Below are 25,221 nucleotides of genomic sequence, written 5' to 3'. Positions count from 1 at the left end.
TCAGGCCCTGGGCGCGCCCTGGGCCGTGGCGGCGAACACGTCGATGCGTGCCGTGCGCACCTGGGCGCCGCCCGAGGCGTAGCCGATGCTCCGGCCGGTGGACTGCAACCGCTGGAGGAGCTGCGCCACCGTGAGGTTCGGGTACGCCTGCCGCATCAGCGCGAACGCCCCCGTCACGTGCGGCGTGGACATCGACGTGCCGCTCTTGTCGGCGTAGGTGTCGTCCGGGACCGCGGACCTGATGCCCACGCCCGGCGCGAACAGGTCGAGCAGCGTGCCCCGGTTGGAGAAGCCGGCCACCGCGTCCCGGTCGTCGGTGGCGCCCACCGCGATCGCGGAGGAGATGCAGGCGGGCGCCGAGACGCCGTCGGGGAACCCGTTGTTGCCGGCCGCGACCACGGGCGCGACCCCGAGGGAGATCAGCGCGTCGAAGTCCGGCTTGAGCCCCGCCGCGTTCGGGTCGGAGTCGCAGCTCGCCCGGTAGGGCCCGCCGCCGCCCAGGCTCAGGTTCGCCGCGGCGACGTGCTGGGCCGCGGCCACCCGCGCGACGTACTCCAGCGCCAGCTTCTGGTCGGAGGTGTAACTGAGGAAGCAGGGCGCCTGGGAGCCGATGACCGCGCACGTCATCGCGCTGTCGATGCGGCTGAACACCTGGATCGGCAGGATGCCCGCGCCGGGCGCGACGCCGTCGGAGGGGGCGCCGGTCGTCATCCGGCCGGCGGCGATGCCCGCGACGTGGGAGCCGTGCGAGCAGGCGTTGACGCCGTTCACGACGCACTGGGCGGTCTCGGCGTCGGCGGCGCCCGGGCCGGTCTGGCTCGGCTGGTTGTTCGGGCAGAGCGAGACCGATCCGTCGCTCGCGTCGGAGGAGGAGAAGCACGCCTCGTCCACGATCCGGCCGGCGAAGAACGGGTGGTCGCGGTCGATGCCCGTGTCAAGGATGGCCACCGTCGTGCCCCGGCCCGTCCAGCCGGCCGCGTTGGCCCGGTCGGAGCCGATGAGCCGGGTGCTCGTGTCCAGGACGGCCGGCCGCAGCTCGTCCTTGTAGACCGCCTGGACGCGCTCGTCGTTGCTGAGCTGGGCCAGGGTCTTCCCGTCCAGCTCGGCGACGAAGAAGTGGGGGGACTGGGCCGCCTCCAGGACCCGGCTGCCCTCGGAGGCCTGTTCGAGGTCCTTGGCCACGGCCTGCACGTTCTGACCCGGCTTGAGCTGGATGATCGAGCGCACCTTGCTCTTGGCCTGGACCTCCGCGACCAGCGCGGGGCTGATGACCGGGTCGCCGGTGTCGTGCGCGTCGGCGTGCACGGGTGGCGCCGTACAGAGCACGGCGGATGTCGCGGCCAGCGCGGCGGCGCAGGCCGACAGGGACCGTAGCCTCACTTATTCCTCCGAGGATCGTCCGATGTGAGGTGTCCATCCCCGGGTGTGACAAGTGCGATGTGCGTGACCTATGTGAAAGCAGGGAAAGCTGAGTGCCTTTTTGCCTTGCGGCGGGAAAGCGCGAGGGCCGGTCGGAGGTGACCGGCCCTCGCCCTGGTGAAGCCGCTCAGAGGGATCTGAGCACGTTCTTCGTCGCCTTCTTCAGCGCCGCCTTGGACGCCGAGCCGCTCAGCCGCACCTTCTCCGCGGCGGTCAGCACAGTGGTGCCGTTCGTGCCGTGCGCCCAGTTCAGCCAGGCCGTCAGCAGCGCGCCGTCCAGCTTGTCCCTGGTCGTCTTCGTGCCCTTCAGCACCCGGTACGCCTTGCCCAGCGACGACGCCTTGGTCAGCTCCGGGAACACCTTGCTGGCCTTGCCGATCAGCTTCAGGTAGCAGTTGAGCGTGTTGTCGGGGATCGTCCCGCTGCTGCGGTGGATCTCCACGGCCCACTTCCCGGCCGTCATCCGGGCGCCGGCCGTGCCGCGCGTGCAGACGGCGGCGGCCGAGGGGGCGGGCGTCGGCGTGACGGTCACCGTGACCGTGACCGTGGGCAGCGGGACCGGCGTGGCCGAGGACGTCGGGACCGGCGCGGGGTCCCGCTCGTCCGTGGGGTCGGGCTGGGGCGTGGGGCCGCTGCCGTCCGTCGGGTCGGGTCCGGGGCCGGCCGTCGGCGCCTGGCTGATCGGCGGCTGGGTGGCGGTGCCGGCCAGGGCGGCGCCCACGTCCAGGCGGGGGGTGGTGACCTGCGCGCCGTTGGCCTCGTACTGGTAGGGCCGGCCCGTGGTCTTCAGCGTGTTGATCAGGTCGGCGATGGGCGTCTGCGGCGAGGCCGCCTTCATCAGCGCCAGCGCGCCGGCCACGTGCGGCGTCGCCATCGAGGTGCCGCTGTGCACGGCCATCTGGTTGTCCGGCACCGAGGACTGGATGTCCACGCCCGGGGCGAAGAAGTCGACCAGCGAGCCCCGGTTGGAGAAGTCGGCGATGGCGTCGGCGCCGTCGTTCGCGCCGACCGCGACCGCCGAGGAGACGCAGGCGGGGTAGGAGGCGCCCTCGAAGAACTCGTTCCCGGCGGCGACCACGGTCGCGATGCCCTTGGCCAGCAGGGCGTCGATCTTCGGCTTGAAGACCGCGCCCTCCTCGGTGGCGTCGCAGTCGGTCTCCGAAAGCGCGCCGCCCAGGCTCAGGTTCACCGCCGCGATGGGCTGGGTCAGCGTGGTCACGTAGTCCATGGCCAGCCGCAGCGACGACTCGAAGGCCAGCAGGCACGACGACTCGCCCATGCAGATGTCCTCGTCGTTGACCCGGCTGAACACCTGCACCGCGATGATCCCGGCGCCCGGGGCCACGCCGCCGCTGCCCGCCGCGATGCCGGCGACGTGCGTGCCGTGCTCGCACAGGTTCACGCCGCCGGACAGGCACTTGGCGGTGGTGGCGTCGGCCGCGCCCTCGCCGGTCTGCTGGGGCTGCCCGTTGGGGCACAGCGACTCCACGCCGCTCTCCACCGCCGAGAAGCACGCCTCACCGGCGAGCCGGCCCGCGAAGTACGGGTGGTCGCGGTCGATCCCGGTGTCCAGGATGACGACGTTCTGGCCCGCGCCGGTGAAGTTCTTCTCGTGGGCCTTGTCCGCGCCGATCTGGGTGATGTTGGAACCCACCTCGGCCGGCGCGTACGTCCGGTCGCGGTGGATGGAGGTCACGCGTGGGTCCTCGGCCAGCCTGGCCAGCTCCTCGGCGGTGCCCTCCACCACCATGAACGGCTGGCTCTGCGGCTGCAGCAGCACGTCGACGCTCTGGGCCGCCGCCGCGCCGGCCACCGGCTCGTGCTGCGCCGCGTCGGTCAGCTCCACGATGGCGCGGGTGGTGTCGCCGTCGAGCGCGAGGCCCTCCTCCAGCTTGCTCTGGGAGGGCGTGGGCGTCGGCGTCGGGTCGTCGGCGAACGCCGGGACCGAGGCTGATAACAGGGCCAGCACGATCGAGCTCACGATCAGGGGGCGAAATCGCACGCGTCCTCCGAAGGGGATGATCTCGGAGTTTAGGGCGATTTATCCCGCCAGCACAGGGTCCAGCCCTGTTTCTCACCGAACTTTCAGCGCACGCACCTCAAATGTTCAGCGGATCGGCCGGCGCCTCCTTGGTCAGCCACACCGCGCCCATCGGCGGCACCCGCAACGTCGTGGAGAACGGCAGCCCGTGCCACGCCTCGGCCTCGGCCTCGACCCCTCCCATGTTGCCCACGCCGCTGCCCCAGTAGTCGTAGGCGTCGGTGTTGACGACCTCCGCCCAGTGGCCGCCGTACGGGAGGCCGAGCCGGTAGCTCTCGTGCGGTCCGCCGCTGAAGTTGACCACGCAGGCCGCCGCCGACCCGTCGGCCGCGTACCGGACGAACGAGAACGTGTTCCCGGACGCGTCGTCGGCGTCGATCCAGCGGAACCCCTCCGGCCTGCCGTCCTGCTCCCACAGCGCCGGGGTCTCCTTGTAGAGCCTGTTGAGGTCGCGGACGAGCCGCTGGACGCCCTTGTGCCCGTCGAACTCCAGCACCCACCAGTCGAGCCCGCGTTCCTCCGACCACTCCGAGCCCTGGCCGAACTCGCCGCCCATGAACAGCAGCTGCTTGCCCGGATGCGCCCACATGAACGCCAGCAACGCCCTGAGCTGGGCGAAGCGCTGCCATTCGTCCCCCGGCATCTTGCCCAGCAGCGAGCCCTTGCCGTGCACGACCTCGTCGTGCGACAGCGGCAGCACGTAGTTCTCGGAATAGGCGTAGATGAGGGAGAACGTCATCTGGTGGTGGTGGTACTGGCGGAAGATCGGCTCGCGGCGCAGGTATTCGAGCGTGTCGTGCATCCAGCCCATGTTCCACTTGAACCCGAAGCCGAGCCCGCCCAGGTGCACCGGCCGCGAGACGCCGGGCCAGGCCGTCGACTCCTCGGCGACGGTCGAGATGCCCGGAGCCTCCCGGTAGCAGACCGAGTTCATCTCCTTGAGGAACTCGACCGCGTCCAGGTTCTCTCGGCCGCCGTAGACGTTGGGGGTCCACTCGCCCTCGCGGCGCGAGTAGTCGAGGTAGAGCATCGAGGCGACCGCGTCCACGCGCAGGCCGTCCACGTGGAACTCCTTCAGCCAGTAGAGCGCGTTCGCGACCAGGAAGTTCTTGACCTCCCTGCGGCCGAAGTCGAAGACGTAGGTGCCCCAGTCGGGGTGCTCGCCCCTGGCCGGGTCGGCGTGCTCGTACAGCGGGGTGCCGTCGAAGCGGGCCAGGGCCCACTCGTCCATGGGGAAGTGGGCCGGCACCCAGTCCAGCAGCACGCCGATGCCGCGCTGGTGCATGCGGTCCACGAAGTGCCGGAACTCGTCAGGGGTGCCGAACCTGGCCGTCGGCGCGTAGTAGGACGTCACCTGGTAGCCCCACGAGCCGCCGAACGGGTGCTCGGCGACCGGCAGCAGCTCCACGTGCGTGAACCCCATGTCGGCCACGTACTCGGAGAGCTGGTCGGCCAGCTCCAGGTACGACAGCCCCGGCCGCCACGACCCGAGGTGCACCTCGTAGACGCTCATCGGCCCGAGCTGCGCCGGCCGGTCGTGCCGCTCGGCCATCCAGTCGTCGTCCGCCCAGGTGTAGGAGGACTGGTCGATCACGGAGGCGGTCATCGGGGGCACCTCGGTCCGCCGGGCCATGGGGTCGGCCTTGTCGCGCCAGAGGCCGTCGGCGCCGAGGATCTGGAACTTGTACCGCTCACCGGCGTCCAAGCCGGGGACGAACAGCTCCCACACGCCCGACCGGCCGAGCGAGCGCATCGGGTAGGCGGTGCCGTCCCAATGGTTGAAGTCGCCGACGACCCTGATGCCGCGCGCGTTCGGGGCCCAGACGGCGAACGCGGTGCCGGGCACGTCCTGGTGCTCCATCACGCGGGCGCCCAGGACCTCCCACAGCCGCTCGTGCCGCCCCTCGCCGATGAGGTGCAGGTCCACCTCGCCCAGCGTGGGCCAATGCCGGTACGGGTCCCTGACCTCGTACGGCTCCCCGCCGGCGTACCGGACGCGCAGCTTGTAGTCGGGCACCTTGTCCAGCCCGCCGACCGTGGTCTCGAACACGCCGTGGGCCTGATGTCTCATGTCGTGGGCCGTGCCGTCGTCGAGCACCACCTGTACCCGCTCGGCCAGCGGGCGCAGCGCGCGGAACACCACGCCGCCCGAGACGGGATGCGCTCCGAGCACGGAGTGCGGATCGTGGTGTGCCCCGCCAGCCAGGCGGTCGAGCTCTGTCCTCATGGGCATGCTCCCAACCCTGCCTTATGATGACCGTCCATCTCAGGCACTGCCCGCTTTCACGGTGACAATCACCGAATGTGCAAAATCCCGGGATGATCGCAGAAGTAGGCGGGATCGTCATGGATGATCCTTGGCCGTGTCGTGGCTGGACACGCCCTGAAGAGCGCGGGTCACCCGCCCGCGGCGTCCTGGAGAAGATTGTCCACCGTCATGCCGGCCCCTTCGGCGAGGCCGGTCGCCAGCGCCGCCGCTCCCAGGCCGGTTGTCACGAGCGCCGTGATCCGGTCCACGTCGCCCCGCTCGCCCGCCGGAAGCGGCGCGCCGACGGACGCCCTGAGCGCGGCGGCCTTGCCCAGCAGCCGGGCCGCGTCCTCGTGCCGCCCGCCGAGCGCCCGCGCCCCGGCCAGGCCCTCCAGCCCGAGAGCGGTCGCGCGCGGGTCGCCGATCTTGCGCGCGGCGGCCAGCCCGCGAAGCTGGAACTCCAGCGCGCCCGCCGCGTCGCCGCGCTGCTCGGCCACGAACCCCAGCTCCGCCAGGATCAGCGCCGCGCCCGGCTCGCCGGAGACGTCCAGCACCCAGTCCAGCCAGGTTGTCAGCAGCCGTTCGGCCTCGTCGAGGCGTCCCTGCCGGCGCGCGCCGAGCGCCAGCCCGATCTCGGCGAACTCCTCGGCCGGACGGTTCGACTGCGACACCGCCAGCCGCCTGGCCCGCTCGTGGTAGTCCTCGGCCGCCGCGTGGTTGCCGCGCAACATGGCGATCCGGCCCAGACGGGACAGCGCGTCGGAGACCGAGCTCCACAGGCCCAGCTCCTCGGCCATGCGCAGGCCCTCCGCGCGCAGCCCGGCGGCGCGGTCGTAGTCGCCGATGATCTCGGCGTGGCTGCCCAGGCACTCCGCCGCCCGCAGCTCGCCCCAGCGGTCACCGGCCCGCCTGAACAGCGCGAGGCCGCGCTCGCCGGCGTGCCGCATGCCCTCCAGGTCGCCGCGCATCCCCGCCCACCTGGCGCTGACGGTCAGGGCGGCGGCCATGCCCCACTCGTCGTCCAGCTCGCCGAACTCCGACAACGCCGTCTCGACCATTCCGGCGCTGACCGACAGGTCGTCGTACCCGAACAGGGCGAACCCGACGAACCACCGCGCCCTGGCCCGCTCCCGGGCGTCCTCGATCGCCGGGAACAGCTCCGCCACGTCCGGGCCCGGTGGCTGTCCCACCAGAAGGCGCATGCCCGCCAGCCACGCCCTGGCCCGCGGGGCGCCCGGATCGTCGTCCGCATTGACGTCCGGCGGGATCGCGAGCGCCGCCTCCAGTGCCCGCTTGCCCTCGCCCAGCCGGCCGCTCAGCACCCAGTACCAGGCCAGGGCGTTCACCATCCGCAGCGCCTCGGCCGCCGCGCCGAGCCGCACCGCCGTCTCCAGCGCCGCGCGCAGGTTGCCGCTCTCCGCGTCGAGCCGGGCGAGCGCGCGCCGCTGCCCGTGCCCCCGCAGGTACGGCTCCGCCCGCTCGGCCAGGCCCGTGTAGTGGCGCACGTGCCGGAGCCGGACGTCCGCCGGCTCGCCCGCCGCGTCCAGCCGCTCCACGCAGTACGCCGCCACCGACTCCAGCAGCCGGAACCGGGGCTCCCCGTCACCCCACGCCCGCACCACCAGCGACCGGTCCACCAGCCTGGCCACCGCGTCCAGGACGTCGACCCCCGGCTCGGCGCAGACCTCCTCGGCCGCCTCCAGCGTGCACCCGTCGGCGTGCACGGCCAGCCGCCGCAGCACGACGCGCTCGTCCTCGCCCAGCAGCTCCCAGCTCCAGTCGATCATCGCGCGCAGGGTCTGCTGCCGCGCGGGAGCGCCGCGCCGGCCGGAGGCGAGGACCCTGAACCGGTCGTCCAGCCGTTCGGCGAGCTGGCGCGGGGTGAGCGTGCGCATCCGGGTCGCGGCCAGCTCCAGGGCCAGCGGGATGCCGTCCAGCCGGGCGCAGATCTCGGCGACGTCGGCGTCCGGCTCGATGCCCGCGCGGGCGGCGAACAGCTCCGCCGCCGCCTCCCGTCCCAATGGCGGGACGCTCCACAGGGCCTCGCCCTCGATGCGCAGCGACTCCTGGCTGGTGGCCAGGATCCGCAGGCCAGGGGCGGCCCGCAGCAGCCGTCCGGCCAGCGCGGCGACCTGCTCGACGACGTGCTCGCAGTTGTCCAGGACGAGCAGCGTCTCCATGCCCTCCAGGACGCCGGCCAGCCGGGCGGTCAGGTCCTCGGCGGCGCCGGCCACGTCGTCCCGCAGGCCGAGCACCCCTGCGACCGCCTCGGCCACCTCGACCGCCGGCGCCCCGGCGCGCAGCCCGGCCAGCTCCACCAGCCACACGCCGCCGCCGAAGCCCGCCGGGCCGGGGGAGTCCGCTGCGGCGAGCGCGAGGCGGGTCTTGCCGACCCCGCCGGGGCCCGTGAGCGTGACCAGCCGGTTGACCCGCAGCAGGGCGCGCACCTCGGCCACCGCCTCCTCCCGCCCCACGAGGCCGGTGAGCGGCGCGGGCAGGTTCGTCCGCCGCCGTCCGGGCCCGTCGAGCGCCGGGTCCTGCTCAAGGATCGCCTGGTGCAGCGCCACCAGCTCGGGACCGGGATCGAGCCCCAGCTCGTCGGCCAGCCGCGTCCGCAGGTCGGCGTAGCCGGCCAGCGCCTCGCTCTGCCGCCCCGCCCGGTACAGGGCCCGTACGTGCGCGGCCCGCAGCCGCTCGCGGAGCGGGTGCTCGGTCACCAGGTCGGTCAGCTCGGCCGCCAGCAGCGCGTGCTCGCCCAGCCCGAGCCGCGCCTCGGCCAGCTCCTCCACGGCCACCAGCCGCTGCTCGTCGAGCCTGGCCACGGCCGTCCTGGCGAACTCCTCGTCGGCGAACTCCGCGAACGCGGCCCCCCGCCACAGGTCGAGGGCCTGCCGCAGCAGCCCGGCGCGGGTCCGGGGGTCGGCGCTGCGTTGCGCCTGCCCGACGAGGGCCGCGAACCGCCCGGCGTCCACGGCCTCGGGCTCCACCCGCAGCAGGTAACCCGGCGCCCGGTAGGCCACCAGCTCCCGGTCGCCCAGCGCCCGGCGGAGCTGGGACACCTTCACCCGGAGCGCGGCCAGGGCGTTCGCCGGCGGCCTGCCGCCCCACAGGTCCTCGATCAGCCGGTCGGCGGAGACCGGCCGTCCGGCGTGGATCAGCAGGTCGGCCAGCAGCGCCCGGACCTTGACCTCCAGCACCTGGACCGGCTCGCCCCCGGGCCCCCACACGGCGAGCGCCCCCAGCACCCCGAACCGCACTCCGCCCCCCATAAGCAACTCCGAATCAGACCATAACCCCCCGCAGGCAGGGTGAACGCATCAGTCAAACACTAAGGAATCACGAAATGTCACAAGAAATTTCGGTCATTGGGCTCGGCCTCATGGGCGCGGCGCTCGCCGGCAGCCTCCTGGACGCCGGGCACCGCGTCACCGTGTGGAACCGTTCGGCGGACAAGGCCGACCCCCTGGTCGCCAGGGGCGCCACCCGCGCCGCGACGGTGGCGGAGGCGGTCGCGGCGAGTCCGCTGGTGATCGTCTGCGTGCTCGACTACCCGGCCGTGTACGAGCTGCTGGCCGATGTCCCGCTGGAGGGCCGCGTGGTGGCGAACCTGACCACCGGCCGGCCCGTCGAGGCCCGCCAGGCGGCCGAATGGGTGGCCGCGCGCGGCGGCGAGTACGTGGACGGCGGCATCATGGCCGTGCCCCAGATGATCGGCCGGCCCGGCGCGCTCGTGCTCTACAGCGGTTCGCAGGCGGCGTACGACCGCTACGAGGAGGCGTTCCGCGCCATGGCCGAGCCCCGCTACGTGGGCACGGACCCCGGCATGGCCCCGCTCCTCGACCTGGCCATGCTGACCGGCATGTACGGCCAGATCGCCGGCGCCCTGGAGGCGATGGCGCTCGTCGACGCCGCCGGTTATCCGTTGACCGACTTCACCAGCACCCTCCTGGTCCCGTGGCTCAACGCGATGGCCTCCCTCCAGCCGGAGTGGGCCAGGTCCGTCGAGTCTCGCGACTACACGACCCTGATGTCGAACCTGGAGATCAACAGGTCCGGCATGGAGAACCTGGTGCGCGCCTTCAGGGAACAGCAGGTCAAGCCCGACCTCCTGCTGCCGATGAAGACCATCATCGACCAGCGGGTCGCCCGCGGACACGGCGCCGAAGGACTGCCCGGCCTGGTCGAAGAGCTGCGCTGAGCCCGAGTCCGGCATCGGACCGGCCGGCAGGGTCAGGAGGGGCGGGGCTGGAAGGCGGCCAGGGGGATGGAGACCCAGGACGGGCGGTTGCGGGCCTCGTAGACCACTTCGTACACCGCCTTCGACAGCTCGAACGCCCGCAGCAGCGCCGCGTCGCCCACCGTGATCACGCCGCCTCCCTCCCGGTACCCCTCCAGGAAGGCGGTGCGGTTGCGGTCGGCCCAGGCCTCGGCCCGGGGCAGGAGCTCGGCGGCCTGCGAGTGGTCGGCCAGCAGGTGCCTGGCCGCGTAGTCGAACGAGCGCAACATCCCCGCCACGTCCCGCAGCGGCGACGACAGCGCCCGGCGCTCGGCCAGCGGCTGCCCCGGCTCGCCCTCGAAGTCGAGCACCACCCAGTCGGTGGGCGTGCGCATCACCTGGCCGAGGTGGTAATCCCCGTGAACACGCTGCACGGGCACTTCCCTGGTGAGCAGTTCCACCTGGTGATAGGCGTCCTCCAGGGCCGGCATGTGCGGCCGCAGTTCGGGCACCTCGGCCACGGCCCGGCCGAGCTGCCGCCGGAACCCCTCGGCCATGCGTTTGACCTCGTGGATCTCGACCAGCCCGGTGGGGAAGGCGGCGGCCAGCTCGTGGTGGACGCGGGCGGTGGCCACGCCGAGCCGTACGGACTCGGCGGCGAAGTCGCCGCCCGCCTCGGCGGCGGTGACCTCCGGCAGCGAGGCGTACAGGTCGCGGACGCTGGTCAGCGCGAGGTCCCAGCCGTCGTTGGCGTTGGACAGGTACTCCTGCATGAAGGCGAGCGTGGTGTCCGTGCCGTCCAGGTCGGCCTCGATCCACCCGTACGGCTGGGCGATGTTCGGCGCGTGCCGGGCGGCCAGGGCGCTGATGATCTCCAGTTCGGGATTGACGCCGGGGATCAGCCGCCGGAACAGCTTGCAGATGTAGGAGTCGCCGTACACGAGCGAGGTGTTGGACTGCTCGGCCCCCAGCACCAGGCTGCGCTGGCCGGTGTCGATGGTGACGCCGGGCGCGTGCCGCATGCGCAGCCCGCTGCGGGTCTCGTCGCCCGCCATGCCCTCCAGCAGCCAGCTCATGCTGTCCGCGTCATGGACGGCGTCGTAGAAGAAGGTCTCGCCGAGACTGCCGATGAGGGCGTGGTTGAGCCGGTCGGGCAGCTCGTGCCGCTCGCCCATGAAGATCTGGTACCGGTCGCGCGAGCCTTCCTGCCAGACGGCCACGATCAGGTGCCGGAGTCCTGGCGTCAGCTCGACGTCCGATTCGATCGACAAACGGTCGATCGGGCGCCCCTTGCCGCCGAACCATCGTTGGCGGCCGATCCATGCGGCAAGGAGCTCGTCTATCACGCCCTACTCCTCCTGGGTGTGTGCCGGTGGGAGTGTGAACCAATAGAACCCATGCCCGGGAAGCGTCAAAAGATACGGTAGTTCGCCAATTGCCGGGAATGGGACCCCTCCCATGGTTTCCACGGGGGAGACGCCGACGAATCTGCGCAGGTCAAGCTCGACCGGCTGCGGGAAGCGCGACAGGTTGTTGACGCACAACATCCGGTCGTCGCCCAGCTCCCGGACGAACGCGAGCACGCTGGGGTTGGAGGAGTTCAGCTCGGCGAACTCGCCGAGCCCGAAGACGGGGTGACGCTTGCGGATCTCGATCATCCGCTTGGTCCAGTGGAGGAGCGATCCCGCGTTCTTCTGGTGGGCCTCGACGTTGATGGCCTGGTAGCCGTAGATCGGGTCCATGATCACGGGCAGGTACAGCCGCCCGGGGTCGCAGTCGGAGAACCCGGCGTTGCGGTCGGGGTCCCACTGCATCGGGGTACGGACGCCGTCGCGGTCGCCGAGCCAGATGTTGTCGCCCATGCCGATCTCGTCGCCGTAGTAGAGCACGGGAGAGCCCGGCAGCGACAGGAGCAGCGCGGTGAACAGCTCGATCTGGTTGCGGTCGTTCTCCAGCAGGGGCGCCAGCCGCCGGCGGATGCCGACGTTCGCCCGCATACGCGGATCTTTGGCGTACTCGGTGTACATGTAGTCGCGTTCTTCGTCCGTCACCATTTCGAGCGTCAGCTCATCATGGTTGCGGAGGAAAATCCCCCATTGGCAATGTTCGGGAATTTTCGGCGTTTGTGCCAGGATTTCGGAGATGGGGTAACGCGACTCCCGGCGGACCGCCATGAATATGCGGGGCATGAGCGGGAAGTGGAATGCCATGTGGCATTCGTCTCCGCCGCCTACTGGATCGCCGAAATATTCCACCACGTCCGAAGGCCACTGATTCGCCTCGGCGAGCAGCACCCGGTCCGGGAAGAGGCGGTCGACCTCGCGCCGGATGCTCTTGAGGTATTCGTGCGTCCTGGGCAGGTTCTCGCAGTTGGTGCCCTCCTCCTCGAAGAGATAGGGCACCGCGTCGAGGCGGAAGCCGTCGATGCCGAGGTCCAGCCAGAACCGCAGCACCTCCAGCATGGCCTCCTGCACGTCCGGGTTCTCGTAGTTGAGGTCGGGCTGGTGGTGGAAGAAGCGGTGCCAGTAGTACTGGCCGCGCACCGGGTCGTAGGTCCAGTTGGACGTCTCGGTGTCGACGAAGATGATCCGGGCGTCCTGGTACTTCTCATCGGTGTCCGACCAGACGTAGAAGTCGCCGAACGGGCCCTCCGGATCGTGCCTGGAGGCCTGGAACCAGGGGTGGGCGTCGCTGGTGTGGTTCATGACGAGGTCGGCGATCACCCGCATGCCGCGTTTGTGCGCCTCGTCGACCAGCTTCACGAAGTCCCCAAGGTCCCCGAACTCGGGCAGGATCTTCATGAAGTCGGCGATGTCGTAGCCGCCGTCACGCAGCGGCGACTCGTACAGGGGCAGCAGCCAGAGGCAGTCGACGCCCAGCCACTGCAGATAGTCGAGTTTGCTGATCAGACCTCTGATGTCTCCGGTCCCGTCGCCGTTGGAGTCGGCGAATCCCCTGATCAGAACCTCGTAGAAGACGGCGCGCTTGTACCAGTAAGGATCGCGCGGTTTTTCCTCGTCAAAGGTGTTGGGAATGGGTGTGGCGCTCATGAGCTCCCCCACGAGGGGCTCATGAGGAGGGCGCTTTCACACACGTTGAAGACTCCCCGCTGAATTCTGTTCTACCGTGGCGCGGCTCGTACGGTGAGAATGTGGGCAGGCTGGATGTGAGGGTCGAGACGCACATAGTTGCTCTGCCTCCAGCGGTAGGACTCGCCCGACAGTTCGTCGTCCACGACGAATTCGGCGTTCCAGTCGAGACCGATGGCGGGCAGGTCGAGATCTACCGTCGCCTCGTGGGTGTGGTACGGATCCAGATTGACAACCGCCAGAACGACGTCGCCCAGCCCGTGCCTTCGTGTGGCCGTGTCATAGGCGCCCGGAAGCCGTTTGGAGAAGCAGACGATGTCCGGATGGTCGACCCTGTGGAACCGTAGGTTACGCAATTCCTGCAACGCCGGATGCGCTCTTCGGAACAAATTCAGATGGGTGATGAGCGGGGCGAGGGTCCTTCCGTCGCGTTCGGCCGCCGCCCAGTCGCGTGGCTTGTACTGATATTTCTCACTATCAAGGTATTCCTCACTCCCTGGGCGCACAGGAACGTTCTCGGCGAGTTCGTACCCGGAGTAGACCCCCCAGGTCGGCGACGCGAGAGCGGCCAGCACGGCCCTGATCCTGAACGCCGGCACGCCGCCGTGCTGCAGGTACTCGTGGAGGATGTCCGGGGTGTTGACGAACAGGTTCGGCCGCAGGAACGCCGACGTCTCGTGCGCGAGCTCGGAGAGGTACGTCTCCACGTCGTACTTGGAGTTCTTCCACGTGTAGTACGTGTACGACTGGTGGAAGCCGGCCTTCGCGAGCGTCTGGAGCATCGCGGGCCGGGTGAACGCCTCCGCCAGGAACACCACGTCCGGATCGGTGGCGTGGATGTCGGCCAGCATGCGCTCCCAGAACGACACCGGCTTGGTGTGCGGGTTGTCCACCCGGAAGATCCGCACGCCGTGTTCCATCCAGTGCCGCAGCACCCGCCGGACCTCGGCGAAGATGCCCTCGGGGTCCCTGTCGAAGTTGATCGGATAGATGTCCTGGTACTTCTTCGGCGGGTTCTCGGCGTAGGCGATCGTCCCGTCCGCCCGGATCGTGAACCACTCCGGGTGCTCCTTGACCCACGGGTGGTCCGGCGCGCACTGCAGGGCGAAGTCGAGCGCGACCTCCATGCCCAGGGCGCGGGTGCGGCTGACGAACTCGTCGAAGTCCTCAAGGGTGCCCAGATCGGGATGGATCGCGTCGTGGCCGCCGTCCTCGGAGCCGATCGCCCACGGCGAGCCGGGCTCGTCGGGCTCCGGGCTGAGCGTGTTGTTGCGGCCCTTGCGGAAGGTCTGGCCGATGGGGTGGATCGGCGGCAGGTAGACGACATCGAAGCCCATCTTGGCGATGGCGGGCAGCCGCTTGGCCGCCGTCTGGAAGGTGCCCGACTTCGAGACGCCGGTCTCGCTGACGACCGCGCCCTCGGACCTGGGGAAGAACTCGTACCAGGAGCCGTACAGCGCCCTGCGCCGGTCGACCCTGACCTTGTACGGCTTCGCCCTGGTCACCAGCTCGCGGAACGGGTGCGCCGCCAGCAGCGCGGCCGTCTCGGGGAGCTGGGCGATGGACAGCCGCGCCCGCGGGTCGAGCTCCTCGTCACGCAGCGTGGCCGCGACCGACAGCAGCGCCGCCCGGTGCCCGCACGCACTGTCGCCGTTGCCGTTGCCCTTACTGTTGCCCATCCCGTTCCTGGAGTGGCCGTTCGCGGCGCCGGCCTGGCCGCCGGGGAGGGCGGGGCAGTCGGCCGTACGGACGGCTTTGGCGGCCCGCTCGAACAGGCGGGCCCCCTCCTCGCACATCAGGTCGCTGTCGAGCCCGCGCGGGATCTTGATCTCGGCGTCGTGCAGCCACGAGCTGATGGGATCGCTCCACGCCTCCACGCGGAACATCCAGTCGCCCTCGGCCGGCATGCACACGTCCACACCCCAGCGGTCGGTGCCTGGGGCGAGCTCGCGCATGGGTCTCAGGCGGCCACGCTGTCCATCGGGCGAGGTGAGCACCACGCCCGCGGCCACGGCATCGTGGCCCTCTCGGAAGACGGTGGCCGAGACCTGGAAGGTCTCGCCGGCGACCGCCTTGGCGGGCCACTGCCCGCAGTCGACGACGGGGGAGATGTCCGTGATGGGAATTCGTCCGATCATCGCAATCGCAGGGTTTGCGACGGCGCGCTCGGCGCCGCCGGAGGCTTTCCGTATGTGCAAGATTTCGCAACCGTGAGAGACCGCTGGATACGGCCTACCCCGGCAGTAACGATCCTTGCACGTAAATACTGGACAGCAGCGGATAGACCTCCCGAGTGTGTTCCCGGGAGAGCCAACAAAGAGGAAAGTTGCCCCAATCGTCCGACTTCATGCTTGTTGCGGGCCGGGGTTTGAAGGTGCTTCTTGGGGGTGAAGGACTGAGAGGTCCCTCCTAGCCCGTAGGGTGCAGAAACGTGAGAGCTATCCGCCGGTTTACCGTCCGCACCGTCCTGCCCACGGAGCTGGCCGCCCTGGGCGAGCTCGTGCACAATCTCCGATGGTCCTGGCACCCGGAGACACTCGACCTCTTCGCCGAGGTCGACGCGGCTCTGTGGGAACAGGTCGGTCACGATCCCGTGGCCCTGCTCGGCGCCGTCACACCGGCCCGGCTCAACGAGCTGGCCGCCGACCGCCGTTTCCTCCGCCGTCTCGCCGACGCGGCCGACGACCTGCGCGAATACATGACATCGCCGCGCTGGTACCAGACGCTGCCCGACGTCGCACGCGCCATCGCCTACTTCTCCCCCGAGTACGGCATCGCCGCCGCGATGCCCCAGTACTCGGGCGGTCTCGGCATCCTCGCCGGCGACCACCTCAAGGCGGCCAGCGACCTGGGCGTGCCGATCCTCGCGGTCGGCCTGCTCTATCGCCACGGCTACTTCACCCAGTCGCTCTCGCCGGAGGGCTGGCAGCTTGAGCACTATCCGGCGCTCGACGCCGGCGGGCTGCCGCTGACCCTGCTGAAGGACGGCGACGAACCCGTCAAGATCCGGCTCGGCCTGCCCGAGGGCCGCGTCCTGCACGCCCAGGTCTGGGTGGCGCAGGTGGGCCGGGTGCCGCTGCTGCTGCTCGACTCCGATGTGGCCGACAACGACACCGCCGCCCGCGACGTCACCGACCGCCTCTACGGCGGCGGCACCGACCACCGGCTCATGCAGGAACTCCTGCTGGGCGTGGGCGGCGTACGCGCGATCAGGGCCTACTGCCGCGTCACCGGCCACGCCGAGCCCGAGGTCTTCCACACCAACGAGGGCCACGCCGGCTTCCTCGGCCTGGAGCGCATCCGCGAGCTGACCGAGTCGCGCATGTCCTTCGACGAGGCTCTGGAGGCCGTACGCGCGGGCACGGTGTTCACCACGCACACGCCGGTGCCCGCGGGCATCGACCGCTTCCCCAGCGACCTGATCGAACGCCACTTCGGCGGCGAGGCCGCCTGGCCGACCGTGCCCGTCGAGCGCATCCTGGCCCTGGGGGCCGAGGCCGAGCCCGGCCGGTTCAACATGGCCGTCATGGGCATGCGCCTGGCCCAGCGCGTCAACGGCGTCTCCGAGCTGCACGGCGAGGTCAGCCGGGAGATGTTCAAGGACCTGTGGCCCGGCTTCGACCTCGACGAGGTGCCGATCGGCTCGATCACCAACGGCGTGCACGCGCCCACGTGGGTCGGGCGCGAGTTCATGGAGCTGGCCGGCCGCGAGCTGCCGTCGCTGATCGAGCGGGCCCGCGGCTGGGAGGGCGTCCAGAAGATCTCCGACAAGGAGATCTGGGAGATCCGCGGCAAGCTGCGCAGGCGGCTGGTCGAGGGGGCCCGCGAGCGGCTGCGCAGGTCGTGGCGCGAGCGCGGCGCCTCGGTCGCCGAGCTGGGCTGGATCGACGACGCGCTCGACCCCGACGTGCTGACGATCGGCTTCGCCCGGCGGGTGCCGTCGTACAAGCGGCTCACGCTGATGCTGCGCGATCCCCGGCGGCTGGCCCGTCTGCTGCTCGACCCGGACAAGCCGGTGCAGATCGTGATCGCCGGCAAGGCGCATCCGGCCGACGAGGGCGGCAAGAAGCTGATCCAGCAGATCGTCAAGTTCGCCGACCAGCACAACGTGCGCCACCGGATCGTCTTCCTGCCCGACTACGACATGACGCTCGGCCAGCTCATGGTCCAGGGCTGCGACGTGTGGCTGAACAACCCGTTGCGGCCGCTGGAGGCGTCCGGCACCTCGGGCATGAAGTCGGCGCTGAACGGCGGGCTCAACCTGTCGATCCGCGACGGCTGGTGGGACGAGTGGTACGACGGCACCAACGGCTGGGCCATCCCCACCGCCGACGGGGTCAGCGACCCCGACCGGCGCGACGAGCTGGAGGCCGGCGCCCTGTACGACCTGATCGAGCACGAGGTGTCCGACCGCTTCTACGACCGGCCCTTCGACGAGCTGCCGCGCAGGTGGATGGAGATGGTCAAGCACACCCTGGCCTCGCTCGGGCCCAAGGTGCTGGCCGGGCGCATGCTCCGCGACTACGTCGTGGGCCTCTACACCCCGGCTGCCAAGTCGGCCCGCGCGCTGTCGGCCGACTCCTACGCCGCGGCCAGGGCGTTCGCGGCCTGGCGGGTGCGCGTCACGCGGGCCTGGCCGGGGGTGCGGGTCGAGCATGTCGAGGCGTCGGGCGTGGGCGACACCCCTGAGGTGGGCGCCGCGGTCGAGCTGCGGGCCACGATCGCCCTCGGCGACCTGGAGCCCGGCGACGTGCTGGTCGAGGCCGCGTACGGCAAGGTCGGGCCGCACGACGAGCTGGTCCACCCGCGGTACGCCCGGCTGGCGGTGGAATCGCTGGAGGATGACGGCCACGCCCACTACACGGGCCGGGTGCCGCTCGACCGTACGGGGGCTTTCGGATACACCGTCCGGGTCGTCCCGCATCACCCGTTCGCTGCCACTCCGGCGGAATTGGGGCTGATCGCCGTCCCCGAGGAGCCGGTAGGTATGACGAACGGTACGTTGCGCTGATATATCCGGACGAGGTCGGGCCGGTGGTCGAGCGGTGCATAATCAGGACCGTGGACGACAGCGGGAACGGCCTGCGGGCCGACAATCTGGTGGCCACGGTCCGCGGTGTCCTGCCGTCCCTGACGCCTGCCGCGCAGACCGTCGCCCGGCTCATCCTGGAAGATCCGGCGACGGTCGCGCGCAGCACCATCACCGAGCTGTCGGCCGCCTCCGGCACCAGCGAGGCCACGATCGTGCGCACCGCGCGGCTGCTCGGCTTCGCCGGATACCCCCAGCTCAGGCTGGCCCTGGCCGCGGCGGCCGCGCAGCCCGACCGGCTCGTGCCCGGCGACCTGGCGCCCGACGACCCGCTGTCGGAGGTCATCCAGAAGGTGGCCAGGGCCGAGTCGGAGGCCATCAACGACACCGTCGCCCAGCTCACCAGCGAGCGCCTGGGCCTGGTCGTCGACGCGATCGTGGGGGCCAGGCGCATCGACGCCTACGGCGTGGGCGCCTCGGGATTAGTCGCCGAGGACGTCGCCCAGAAGCTGCTGCGCATCGGCCTGTCCAGCCACGCCTTCCAGGACGCCCATCTGGCCCTGACCAGCGCCGTCCTGCTGAAGACGGGCGACGTGGCGATCGGCATCAGCACCTCGGGGGAGACCCCCGACGTGATCGAGCCGCTGCGCCGGGCGGGCGAGGCGGGGGCCACCACGGTGGCCGTCACCAACAACCCGCGCTCGACGATCGCGGAGCTGGCCGAGCACGTGCTGATCTCGGCCGGGCGCGAGACGGAGTTCCGTCCCGGCGCCCTGGCCAGCAGGATCAGCCAGCTCCTCGTCGTCGACTGCGTGTTCGTCGGCGTCGCCCAGCGTACGTTCGACTCCTCTCAGGAGGCGCTCGCGAGCACCAGGCGCGCCGTCAAGGAGTTCACCCGGAGAACGTCACCTGCACGTCGTCAGCCTTGACGTACATCACGCGGTGCCCGAACTGGATCTCCAGGTACTTCGTCTTCCCCCTGACCACCTTGTGGTCCTCCAGGTTGAACGTGACCGCCCGGAAGTACTCGGCGGCGGCCGGCCCGGCCAGCGTGTACTTCTCGCCCGCCGAGAACGTGTACTGCAGCGGCGTCACCGCCTGGTACGGGATGTCGGCCGGATACGCCTCCTGCTCCGGATAGGCCCGCCCGAACACCGGTACGGTCGCCTTGCCCGGCTTCGGCGTGACGACCAGCCCCATGGACGGGACCGCGGTCGGGGCGCCCGCCGGATTGTTGAACCACGCCTTCTGACCGAGGTACCAGATGGCCGTCCAGTCGCCCTGACGGTCGGCGACGGCGAAGCGCTGGCCCGTGCTGGCCCTGGCGCTGTGGTCGTACACGCTGTAGAGCGAGCCGCCGGTGGGGTGCTTGCCGATGTCCTTGATCAGCGGGGCGTCCTCGCGCGGCTCGGTGCGCAGCCACACGGTGCCGGCGCTGAGCGGCGGGCAGGCCGCCTCGGGGTTCTTGCGGTCGCAGCCGTAGAAGTAGGGCTTGTTGGTGGCGAAGTCCGGCTTGATCATGACCGAGCCGGACTTCGGACCGCCGAGCTGGTGCAGCGGCGCGCCCATGAGCTGGAAGTAGTGCGCCCAGTCCCAGAACGGCCCCGGGTCCTCGTGCATGCCGCGCACCGTGCTCGGGATCGTGCCAGGGACGTTGTCGTGGCCCAGGATGTGGGCGCGGTCGAGCGGCACGCCGTTCCTGAGCGCCAGGTAGCGGACGAGCCGGGCCGACGAGCGGTACATCGCCTCGGTGTACCAGGTGCTGCCCTCGGCCAGGAAGCCCTCGTGCTCGATGCCGATGGACTTGGAGTTGATGTACCAGTTGCCGGCCTGCCAGGCGACGTCCTTGGCCTTGACGTGCTGGGCGATGTGCCCGTCACTGGAGCGGACCGAATACTGCCAGCTCGCGCCGTAGTTGGGGTCCTGGTTCAGCCGGATCGACGGGAGGAAATATCCCTCCATGTCGTGGATGATGATGTAGTCGATCTTCTGGCTGACCGGCCGGTTGGCCAGGTCGTAGTGGCCGTAGTCGTCCGGCGGGAGCTCCTGGTAGGCCGAGGGGATCCACTCGCAGGAGACTGAGGCCGGGCACTCGACGCCGTCGCGCCTCGCGGGGCGCAGGCCGAGCTTCTCCAGCCACTTCTCGATCTTCTCCAGGTCCGGGACCTTGGGCAGGGTGACCTTCTGCCCGTCGTCCGTGGTGCGCTCGGCGCCTTCCTGGATGGTGGTGTAGACCTCGTCGGCGAAGAACTTGGCCGCGTCGGCCTCTTCGGCGCCGGAGTACTTGGCGACGGCTCCGTACCATTCGCCCGGGTTGGCGCTCAGGGGCGCGCCGAGGCTCTTCTGGTAGTCGGCGAGCAGCGCGGCGCCACCGCGGATGTTGGCCGCGTCGTCGGTGCGCAGGCGTTCGTGGCTCTCGCCGGTGAGCTGCGCGGCCCGCTCCATCGTGCGCAGTGAGGCGGGGATCTCCGCCGGCGCGGGGGCCGGGGTGGCCGCGAGCGGCCTGGTCTCGTCGCCGCGGGCGTCCTCCTCGCCCTCTCCGTGGTGGTTCGAGGTGGTGTACGCGGCCGCGTCGGTCAGGTGCATGGGGCCGAACCCGGCGTTGTTCGACGGCTGGCCCGCGTGTGCCTCCCACCGCGATTCCAGGTACGAGACCCCGAGCAGCACGCTCTGTGGGACCTTGAATTCGTCGGCCGCCGCGGCGAATGCCTGCTGCCGGTCGGCGGGCTCTTCGGCGGAGGCCGAGGGCACTTGGGTTAAGGGCAACAAGGCGACGACCGCGATCGCCAGCGCTCTGCGCATGAACCGCTCCTTGACTGGGGGGTGGTGCGCGATCAGCGTCTCAACATTTTCCTTCTCTGGCGAGAACTTTGCGAAGATATTTTTCATCGCTTAACGGCCCGCCGGACCGGGCCCGGCGGGCCGATACGAAGGACTACCAGGTGAGGGGCTGGGTAGGCGGCCTACGGAGGAGAGGGGGAGCTGTCATGCCTCGACCCGGAAGTCATTCCTACGACAACGAGCGCCGCCGGCTCCGCAAGCAGCTGGACCGGCAAGGGCTGAGCGAGCAGGAGCTCAAGAAGCGCGTGGCCAGGAAACTCCAGTCGGACCCGGCCAAGAGCCCGCGCAAGGTGGGCGGCGACCGCGCCGAAGGGCCCAAGTCCGAACGGCCCCACGGCGGGGAGCGCTGAGCGTCTCATGACGGAGATCATCGACCGTGAGGGCGTCCAGGACCTGCTGGCGACGCGCGGCGCCCAGCTCGCCGAGGTGCTGCCCGAGCGGGAGTACGCCTGGGCACACCTGCCCGGAGCCGTGCACCTGCCGCTCGGCTCGCTCGACCGGCTGGCCGACGACCTGCTGGACCGGTCGCGCCCGGTCGTCGTCTACTGCCACGACTGGCTCTGCGACCTCAGCCCGCGCGCCGCCCACCGGCTCGTCCGGCTCGGCTTCGCCGACGTGCACGACTACGGCCTCGGCAAGATGGACTGGCTGTCGGCCGACCTGCCGTACGAGGGGGAGGCCGTCCTGGTGGGCTCGGGCGCCCGGCGCGACCCGGTCACCGCCGATCTGGAGGACCCGCTGGAGGAGCTCAGCGAACGCATCGTCGCCGACCCGGCCGGGCTCGCCGTCGTGGTGGACAGGGACGACGTGGTGCAGGGGGTCATCGGGTCGCGCCAGCTCAAGGGCGCCGACCTGACCGGCACCGCCGAGGCCGCCATGGACACCGGCGTCACCACCGTACGGCCCAGCGAGCAGCTCGACGCCCTGGCCAGGCGCATGGAAGGCGCGAACGTCGACCACGTCGTCGTCACCCGCGCCGACGGCACCCTGGTCGGGCTCTACGGGCTCGGCGACCTGCGCGAACCGGGCTGGGAATCCGATCTCGGATAGCGGACGGGATTTGGAGCCGTCACCGGGCGTCTGCTAGCGTCAACAGCATGTCAGTGATCAGCCGATTTTGGCGCTATGTGGCGGCTCCGGGTGGAGCCGAAGGTCACATGCGCTGACTTACTGATCACCCGGAGCCCAAAGGCAGAGACGTCCGTCTCTGCCTTTCGTCGTTCAGGCGGACGGCTCCGGGGGCCACGGATGTGGGCCGTACCGCCTTCGCAACTCCCATCGAAAGCGGAGGACACAGCCCATGACCACGACCAGCGACCTGCGTATCAACTCGTTCGAACCCCTGCCCACGCCCCGCGAGCTGATCGGTGAACAGCCGCTGGGCCCCGAGCGCGAGGCCCTGGTGGCGGCGAGCAGGAACGCGGTGCGCGACGTGCTCGCCGGTGACGACGACCGCCTGCTGCTCATCGTCGGCCCGTGCTCGGTGCACGACCCCGAGGCCGCCCTCGACTACGCCCGCCGCCTGGCCGCCGCCACCCGCGACCTCGGCGACGCCCTCTGCGTCGTCATGCGCGTGTACTTCGAGAAGCCGCGCACCACCATCGGCTGGAAGGGCCTGATCAACGACCCGGACATCGACGGCGGCCACGACGTCCAGCGCGGGCTGCGCCTGGCCAGGACGGTGCTGCTCGACGTGCTCGACACCGGGCTGCCGGTGGGCTGCGAGTTCCTGGAGCCCACCAGCCCGCAGTACATCGCCGACGCCGTCACCTGGGGCGCGATCGGCGCCCGCACGCCCGAGAGCCAGGTGCACCGCCAGCTCACCTCCGGCCTGTCCATGCCGGTCGGCTTCAAGAACGCCACCGACGGCGACGTGCAGGTCGCCATCGACGGCGTCAAGGCGGCCTCGCACCCGCAGGTGTTCTTCGGCATCGACGACGAGGGCCGGGCCGCGGTCGTCTCGACCACCGGGAACCCCGACTGCCACGTCATCCTGCGCGGCGGGCGCACCGGCCCGAACTACGACCCCCAGTCCATCGGCGACGCCCTCGCGCTGCTGGCCAAGGCCGGGCTGCCGGAACGGCTGATCATCGACGCCAGCCACGGCAACAGCGGCAAGGACCACGTACGGCAGGCGGCGGTGGTCCGCGAGGTGGCCGGGCGCCTGGCGGCGGGCGAGCAGGGCATCGCGGGGCTGATGGTGGAGAGCTTCCTGCTGCCGGGGCGGCAGGAGCCCGGTCCGGTGGAGGGCCTGACGTACGGGCAGAGCGTCACCGACGCCTGCGTGGGCTGGGACGAGACCGAGCGCCTGCTGGTCGAGCTGGCCGACGCCGTGCGCGCCGGCCGCGAGGCGCACTGACGGCCTCCCGGCGGCCCTGAGCTGCCGGGCGGGCCACCGGGAGCGTCCGTCAGGGGCTGCGGTTCAGGTACGGCGGTCAGGTACGGCGGTCCAGCCGGAACGTCGGATGCCCCGGCGTGCCCGGCTGGGCGTCCAGTGACTTGTCGTCGAGGATGGGCGCCGCGTCCTCGGCCACGAAGACCCGGACGTCCTCCTGTTCGATGACCTGGTCCCCGGCGTACGGCGTGCTCGCGAGCGACACCTCCAAGGTGCCCGCCTCGTCCGGCTTGGGGGAGATCCGCAGGCCGGCATTGGCGGGCACGTCCTCGCCGACCATCAGGTCACGGATGGCGACCACGGCGTTGTCAGTCAGGGTCAGCACGATGAGCTCCTTCCCGCTGGAGAACCCCCGCCTCCCCCGCGACCAGGGCGGCAAACGCGCCGGGCCGGGATGAGCGCCCTCCACGGGGGTAGCGGAGCGTCATGGCTGACAAGGACAAGGGCATGCTGGACGCCCTGCTCGAACAGTGCGGCCAGACGTTCGCCGGGGAGGCGGGCATCAAGCTCGCCGACCGGCCACGGCCGCTGTACCAGCTCCTCGTGCTGGCCACGCTGCTGAGCGCGCGGATCTCGTCCGGGGTGGCGGTGGCGGCGGCGCGCGAGCTGTTCGCGGCCGGGTACCGCACGCCACGGGCCATGACGCGGGCGAGCTGGCAGGACCGCGTGGACGCCCTCGGCCGCGGCCACTACAGGCGTTACGACGAACGCACCTCGACCATGCTCGGCAAGGGCGCCGAGCTGCTGCTCGACCGCTGGAAGGGCGACCTGCGCAGGTTGCGCGACGAGGCGGGGGGCGATCCCGGGCGGATCGGCGAGCTGCTGCGGGAGTTCCCCGGCATCGGCCCGACCGGCGCCGACATCTTCCTGCGCGAGGTCCAGGGCGTCTGGCCGCAGGTCGCGCCGCACCTGGACAGACGGGTGCTGGACGGCGCCGCCCGGCTGGGGCTGCCCCGACAGGAACGCGGCCTGGTCCGCCTGGCCGGCTCCGGCGACGAGCTCGTCCGCCTGTCGGCGGCGCTGGTACGCGTGTCGAACAGCGAGAAGACCGCCGACGCGGTGAGGTCGGCCGCAGCGGGGTGAGCGGGGAGCGCTCTGTTAGGTTCGCCTCATGGGTGAGTTTGTGAGCGTCGAGGTGGCCGACCAGATCGCCACGATCCGTCTTGACCGTCCGAAGATGAACGCGCTCGACGTCCAGACGCAGCGGGAGCTCGTCGAGGCGGCGCTTCAGGTCGATGCCGACGACCAGGTCCAGGCGGTGATCCTCTACGGCGGCGAGAAGGTCTTCGCCGCCGGCGTGGACGTCAAGGAGATGGCCGACATGTCCTATGCCGACATGTCCACCCACTCCCGCACGCTCCAGGCGTGCTTCACCACGGTGGCCCGCATCGGCAAGCCGGTCATCGCCGCCGTCACCGGCTACGCCCTGGGCGGTGGCTGCGAGCTGGCCCTGTGCGCCGACTTCCGGGTCGCGGGCGAGTCGGCCAGGCTCGGCCAGCCGGAGATCCTGCTCGGGCTCATCCCGGGCGCGGGCGGCACCCAGCGCCTGCCCCGCCTCGTCGGCCCGTCCCGCGCCAAGGACCTGATCTTCACCGGCCGGCACGTCGCCGCCGCCGAGGCCCTGGCCATCGGGCTGGTCGACCGGGTGGTGCCGGACGAGCAGGTCTACACGGCGGCCCTGGAGTGGGCGGCCACGTTCGTCGGCGGGCCGGCCGTGGCGCTGCGCGCCGCCAAGCAGGCCGTCGACCAGGGCGTCGAGGTGGATCTCGCCTCGGGCCTGGAGATCGAGCGCCTGCAGTTCTCGGGCCTGTTCGCCACCGACGACGCCCGGATCGGCATGCGGGCCTTCACGGAGAAGGCCAAGCCCAAGTTCACCGGACGGTGACCGTCCGGCCGCCGTACGAATACAACCCTTTGGAGTAGGCCGTCCAGGGGGGAGCGGG

17 protein-coding genes are annotated in these 25,221 nt (G+C 70.9%); 8 read left to right on the top strand and 9 right to left on the bottom strand.

What is annotated here, in order from left to right; all coding sequences use genetic code 11:
* The 4 genes from ACIA8R_RS11010 to ACIA8R_RS10995 all read right to left on the bottom strand — a co-directional run bounded on the left by ACIA8R_RS11010 (position 1) and on the right by ACIA8R_RS10995 (position 8,977).
* Complete coding sequence (locus ACIA8R_RS11010) at positions 1 to 1,380, bottom strand: S8 family peptidase (protein WP_397037894.1); 1,380 nt, start codon at positions 1,378 to 1,380, stop codon at positions 1 to 3.
* 166 nt (positions 1,381 to 1,546) lie between these two features.
* Positions 1,547 to 3,421 carry a S8 family peptidase gene (locus ACIA8R_RS11005; RefSeq protein ID WP_397037892.1) on the bottom strand — a complete coding sequence of 625 codons (1,875 nt, stop codon included), beginning with the start codon at positions 3,419 to 3,421 and terminating at the stop codon, positions 1,547 to 1,549.
* Between the two features lie 97 nt (positions 3,422 to 3,518).
* Positions 3,519 to 5,687 carry a 1,4-alpha-glucan branching protein GlgB gene (glgB, locus tag ACIA8R_RS11000; protein WP_397037890.1) on the bottom strand — a complete coding sequence of 723 codons (2,169 nt, stop codon included), beginning with the start codon at positions 5,685 to 5,687 and terminating at the stop codon, positions 3,519 to 3,521.
* A 170-nt stretch (positions 5,688 to 5,857) separates the two neighbouring features.
* Positions 5,858 to 8,977, bottom strand: coding sequence for a BTAD domain-containing putative transcriptional regulator (locus tag ACIA8R_RS10995; RefSeq protein ID WP_397037888.1), 3,120 nt, complete (start codon positions 8,975 to 8,977; stop codon positions 5,858 to 5,860).
* A gap of 74 nt (positions 8,978 to 9,051) precedes the next feature.
* Between ACIA8R_RS10995 and ACIA8R_RS10990 the strand changes: the two genes are divergently transcribed.
* On the top strand, positions 9,052 to 9,906 hold the full coding sequence (locus ACIA8R_RS10990; protein ID WP_397037886.1) for an NAD(P)-dependent oxidoreductase: 855 nt from the start codon (positions 9,052 to 9,054) through the stop codon (positions 9,904 to 9,906).
* A 32-nt stretch (positions 9,907 to 9,938) separates the two neighbouring features.
* Here ACIA8R_RS10990 and ACIA8R_RS10985 read toward each other — a convergent pair whose 3' ends face one another.
* The 3 genes from ACIA8R_RS10985 to ACIA8R_RS10975 form a co-directional block, all read right to left on the bottom strand.
* Positions 9,939 to 11,270 carry a phosphotransferase gene (locus tag ACIA8R_RS10985; protein WP_397037884.1) on the bottom strand — a complete coding sequence of 444 codons (1,332 nt, stop codon included), beginning with the start codon at positions 11,268 to 11,270 and terminating at the stop codon, positions 9,939 to 9,941.
* Positions 11,271 to 11,273: 3 nt separating this feature from the next.
* The gene (treS, locus tag ACIA8R_RS10980) at positions 11,274 to 12,974 is read right to left on the bottom strand and encodes a maltose alpha-D-glucosyltransferase (RefSeq protein ID WP_357697490.1); all 1,701 of its coding nucleotides are present in this window, start codon (positions 12,972 to 12,974) and stop codon (positions 11,274 to 11,276) included.
* Between the two features lie 71 nt (positions 12,975 to 13,045).
* Positions 13,046 to 15,151 carry an alpha-1,4-glucan--maltose-1-phosphate maltosyltransferase gene (locus ACIA8R_RS10975; RefSeq protein WP_364085258.1) on the bottom strand — a complete coding sequence of 702 codons (2,106 nt, stop codon included), beginning with the start codon at positions 15,149 to 15,151 and terminating at the stop codon, positions 13,046 to 13,048.
* A gap of 293 nt (positions 15,152 to 15,444) precedes the next feature.
* Between ACIA8R_RS10975 and glgP the strand changes: the two genes are divergently transcribed.
* Both glgP and ACIA8R_RS10965 read left to right on the top strand, forming a co-directional pair.
* The gene (gene glgP, locus ACIA8R_RS10970) at positions 15,445 to 18,024 is read left to right on the top strand and encodes an alpha-glucan family phosphorylase (protein ID WP_364085255.1); all 2,580 of its coding nucleotides are present in this window, start codon (positions 15,445 to 15,447) and stop codon (positions 18,022 to 18,024) included.
* A gap of 50 nt (positions 18,025 to 18,074) precedes the next feature.
* The gene (locus ACIA8R_RS10965) at positions 18,075 to 18,971 is read left to right on the top strand and encodes a MurR/RpiR family transcriptional regulator (protein ID WP_357697496.1); all 897 of its coding nucleotides are present in this window, start codon (positions 18,075 to 18,077) and stop codon (positions 18,969 to 18,971) included.
* Here the strand turns inward: ACIA8R_RS10965 and ACIA8R_RS10960 are convergent.
* Positions 18,934 to 20,844 carry an N-acetylmuramoyl-L-alanine amidase gene (locus ACIA8R_RS10960; RefSeq protein WP_364085251.1) on the bottom strand — a complete coding sequence of 637 codons (1,911 nt, stop codon included), beginning with the start codon at positions 20,842 to 20,844 and terminating at the stop codon, positions 18,934 to 18,936. The genes ACIA8R_RS10965 and ACIA8R_RS10960 overlap by 38 nt on opposite strands.
* Positions 20,845 to 21,029: 185 nt before the next feature.
* Here ACIA8R_RS10960 and ACIA8R_RS10955 point away from each other — a divergent pair, with 185 nt between their 5' ends.
* From ACIA8R_RS10955 to ACIA8R_RS10945, 3 genes are all read left to right on the top strand, one after another.
* Positions 21,030 to 21,233, top strand: coding sequence for a hypothetical protein (locus ACIA8R_RS10955; RefSeq protein WP_364085248.1), 204 nt, complete (start codon positions 21,030 to 21,032; stop codon positions 21,231 to 21,233).
* 7 nt (positions 21,234 to 21,240) lie between these two features.
* Positions 21,241 to 21,933 (top strand): CBS domain-containing protein, encoded by a 693-nt coding sequence (locus ACIA8R_RS10950; RefSeq protein ID WP_364085245.1) that lies wholly within the window; start codon positions 21,241 to 21,243, stop codon positions 21,931 to 21,933.
* 250 nt (positions 21,934 to 22,183) lie between these two features.
* Positions 22,184 to 23,242 carry a 3-deoxy-7-phosphoheptulonate synthase gene (locus tag ACIA8R_RS10945; protein WP_364085242.1) on the top strand — a complete coding sequence of 353 codons (1,059 nt, stop codon included), beginning with the start codon at positions 22,184 to 22,186 and terminating at the stop codon, positions 23,240 to 23,242.
* A 76-nt stretch (positions 23,243 to 23,318) separates the two neighbouring features.
* Here the strand turns inward: ACIA8R_RS10945 and ACIA8R_RS10940 are convergent, their stop codons facing one another.
* A complete protein-coding gene (locus tag ACIA8R_RS10940; protein WP_357697506.1) occupies positions 23,319 to 23,603 on the bottom strand; it encodes a Fe-S cluster assembly protein HesB in 285 nt (94 codons plus the stop codon).
* Positions 23,604 to 23,704: 101 nt separating this feature from the next.
* Here ACIA8R_RS10940 and ACIA8R_RS10935 point away from each other — a divergent pair, with 101 nt between their 5' ends.
* Together ACIA8R_RS10935 and ACIA8R_RS10930 are read left to right on the top strand one after the other, a co-directional pair.
* Positions 23,705 to 24,361: an endonuclease gene (locus ACIA8R_RS10935; RefSeq protein ID WP_364085238.1), complete on the top strand. Its 657-nt coding sequence runs from the start codon at positions 23,705 to 23,707 to the stop codon at positions 24,359 to 24,361.
* Between the two features lie 28 nt (positions 24,362 to 24,389).
* A complete protein-coding gene (locus tag ACIA8R_RS10930) occupies positions 24,390 to 25,163 on the top strand; it encodes an enoyl-CoA hydratase-related protein (RefSeq protein ID WP_364085236.1) in 774 nt (257 codons plus the stop codon).
* The last annotated feature ends 58 nt before the right edge of the window (positions 25,164 to 25,221 follow it).

Origin of the sequence: Nonomuraea sp. NPDC051191 (genome assembly GCF_044455665.1) — a bacterium.
Classification (GTDB): domain Bacteria; phylum Actinomycetota; class Actinomycetes; order Streptosporangiales; family Streptosporangiaceae; genus Nonomuraea.
The sequence above is the reverse complement of the archived record's forward strand: the minus strand, read 5'-3'. Positions and strand labels throughout refer to the sequence as shown.

What these genes read in the sequence shown, in the direction of transcription:
- glgB (WP_397037890.1), bottom strand. Translation starts at nt 5,687, where the DNA reads ATGAGGACAGAGCTCGACCGCCTGGCTGGCGGGGCACACCACGATCCG.
- ACIA8R_RS10995 (WP_397037888.1), bottom strand. Translation starts at nt 8,977, where the DNA reads ATGGGGGGCGGAGTGCGGTTCGGGGTGCTGGGGGCGCTCGCCGTGTGG.
- ACIA8R_RS10990 (WP_397037886.1), top strand. Translation starts at nt 9,052, where the DNA reads ATGTCACAAGAAATTTCGGTCATTGGGCTCGGCCTCATGGGCGCGGCG.
- treS (WP_357697490.1), bottom strand. Translation starts at nt 12,974, where the DNA reads ATGAGCGCCACACCCATTCCCAACACCTTTGACGAGGAAAAACCGCGC.
- ACIA8R_RS10975 (WP_364085258.1), bottom strand. Translation starts at nt 15,151, where the DNA reads ATGATCGGACGAATTCCCATCACGGACATCTCCCCCGTCGTCGACTGC.
- ACIA8R_RS10960 (WP_364085251.1), bottom strand. Translation starts at nt 20,844, where the DNA reads ATGCGCAGAGCGCTGGCGATCGCGGTCGTCGCCTTGTTGCCCTTAACC.
- ACIA8R_RS10955 (WP_364085248.1), top strand. Translation starts at nt 21,030, where the DNA reads ATGCCTCGACCCGGAAGTCATTCCTACGACAACGAGCGCCGCCGGCTC.
- ACIA8R_RS10950 (WP_364085245.1), top strand. Translation starts at nt 21,241, where the DNA reads ATGACGGAGATCATCGACCGTGAGGGCGTCCAGGACCTGCTGGCGACG.
- ACIA8R_RS10945 (WP_364085242.1), top strand. Translation starts at nt 22,184, where the DNA reads ATGACCACGACCAGCGACCTGCGTATCAACTCGTTCGAACCCCTGCCC.
- ACIA8R_RS10935 (WP_364085238.1), top strand. Translation starts at nt 23,705, where the DNA reads ATGGCTGACAAGGACAAGGGCATGCTGGACGCCCTGCTCGAACAGTGC.
- ACIA8R_RS10930 (WP_364085236.1), top strand. Translation starts at nt 24,390, where the DNA reads ATGGGTGAGTTTGTGAGCGTCGAGGTGGCCGACCAGATCGCCACGATC.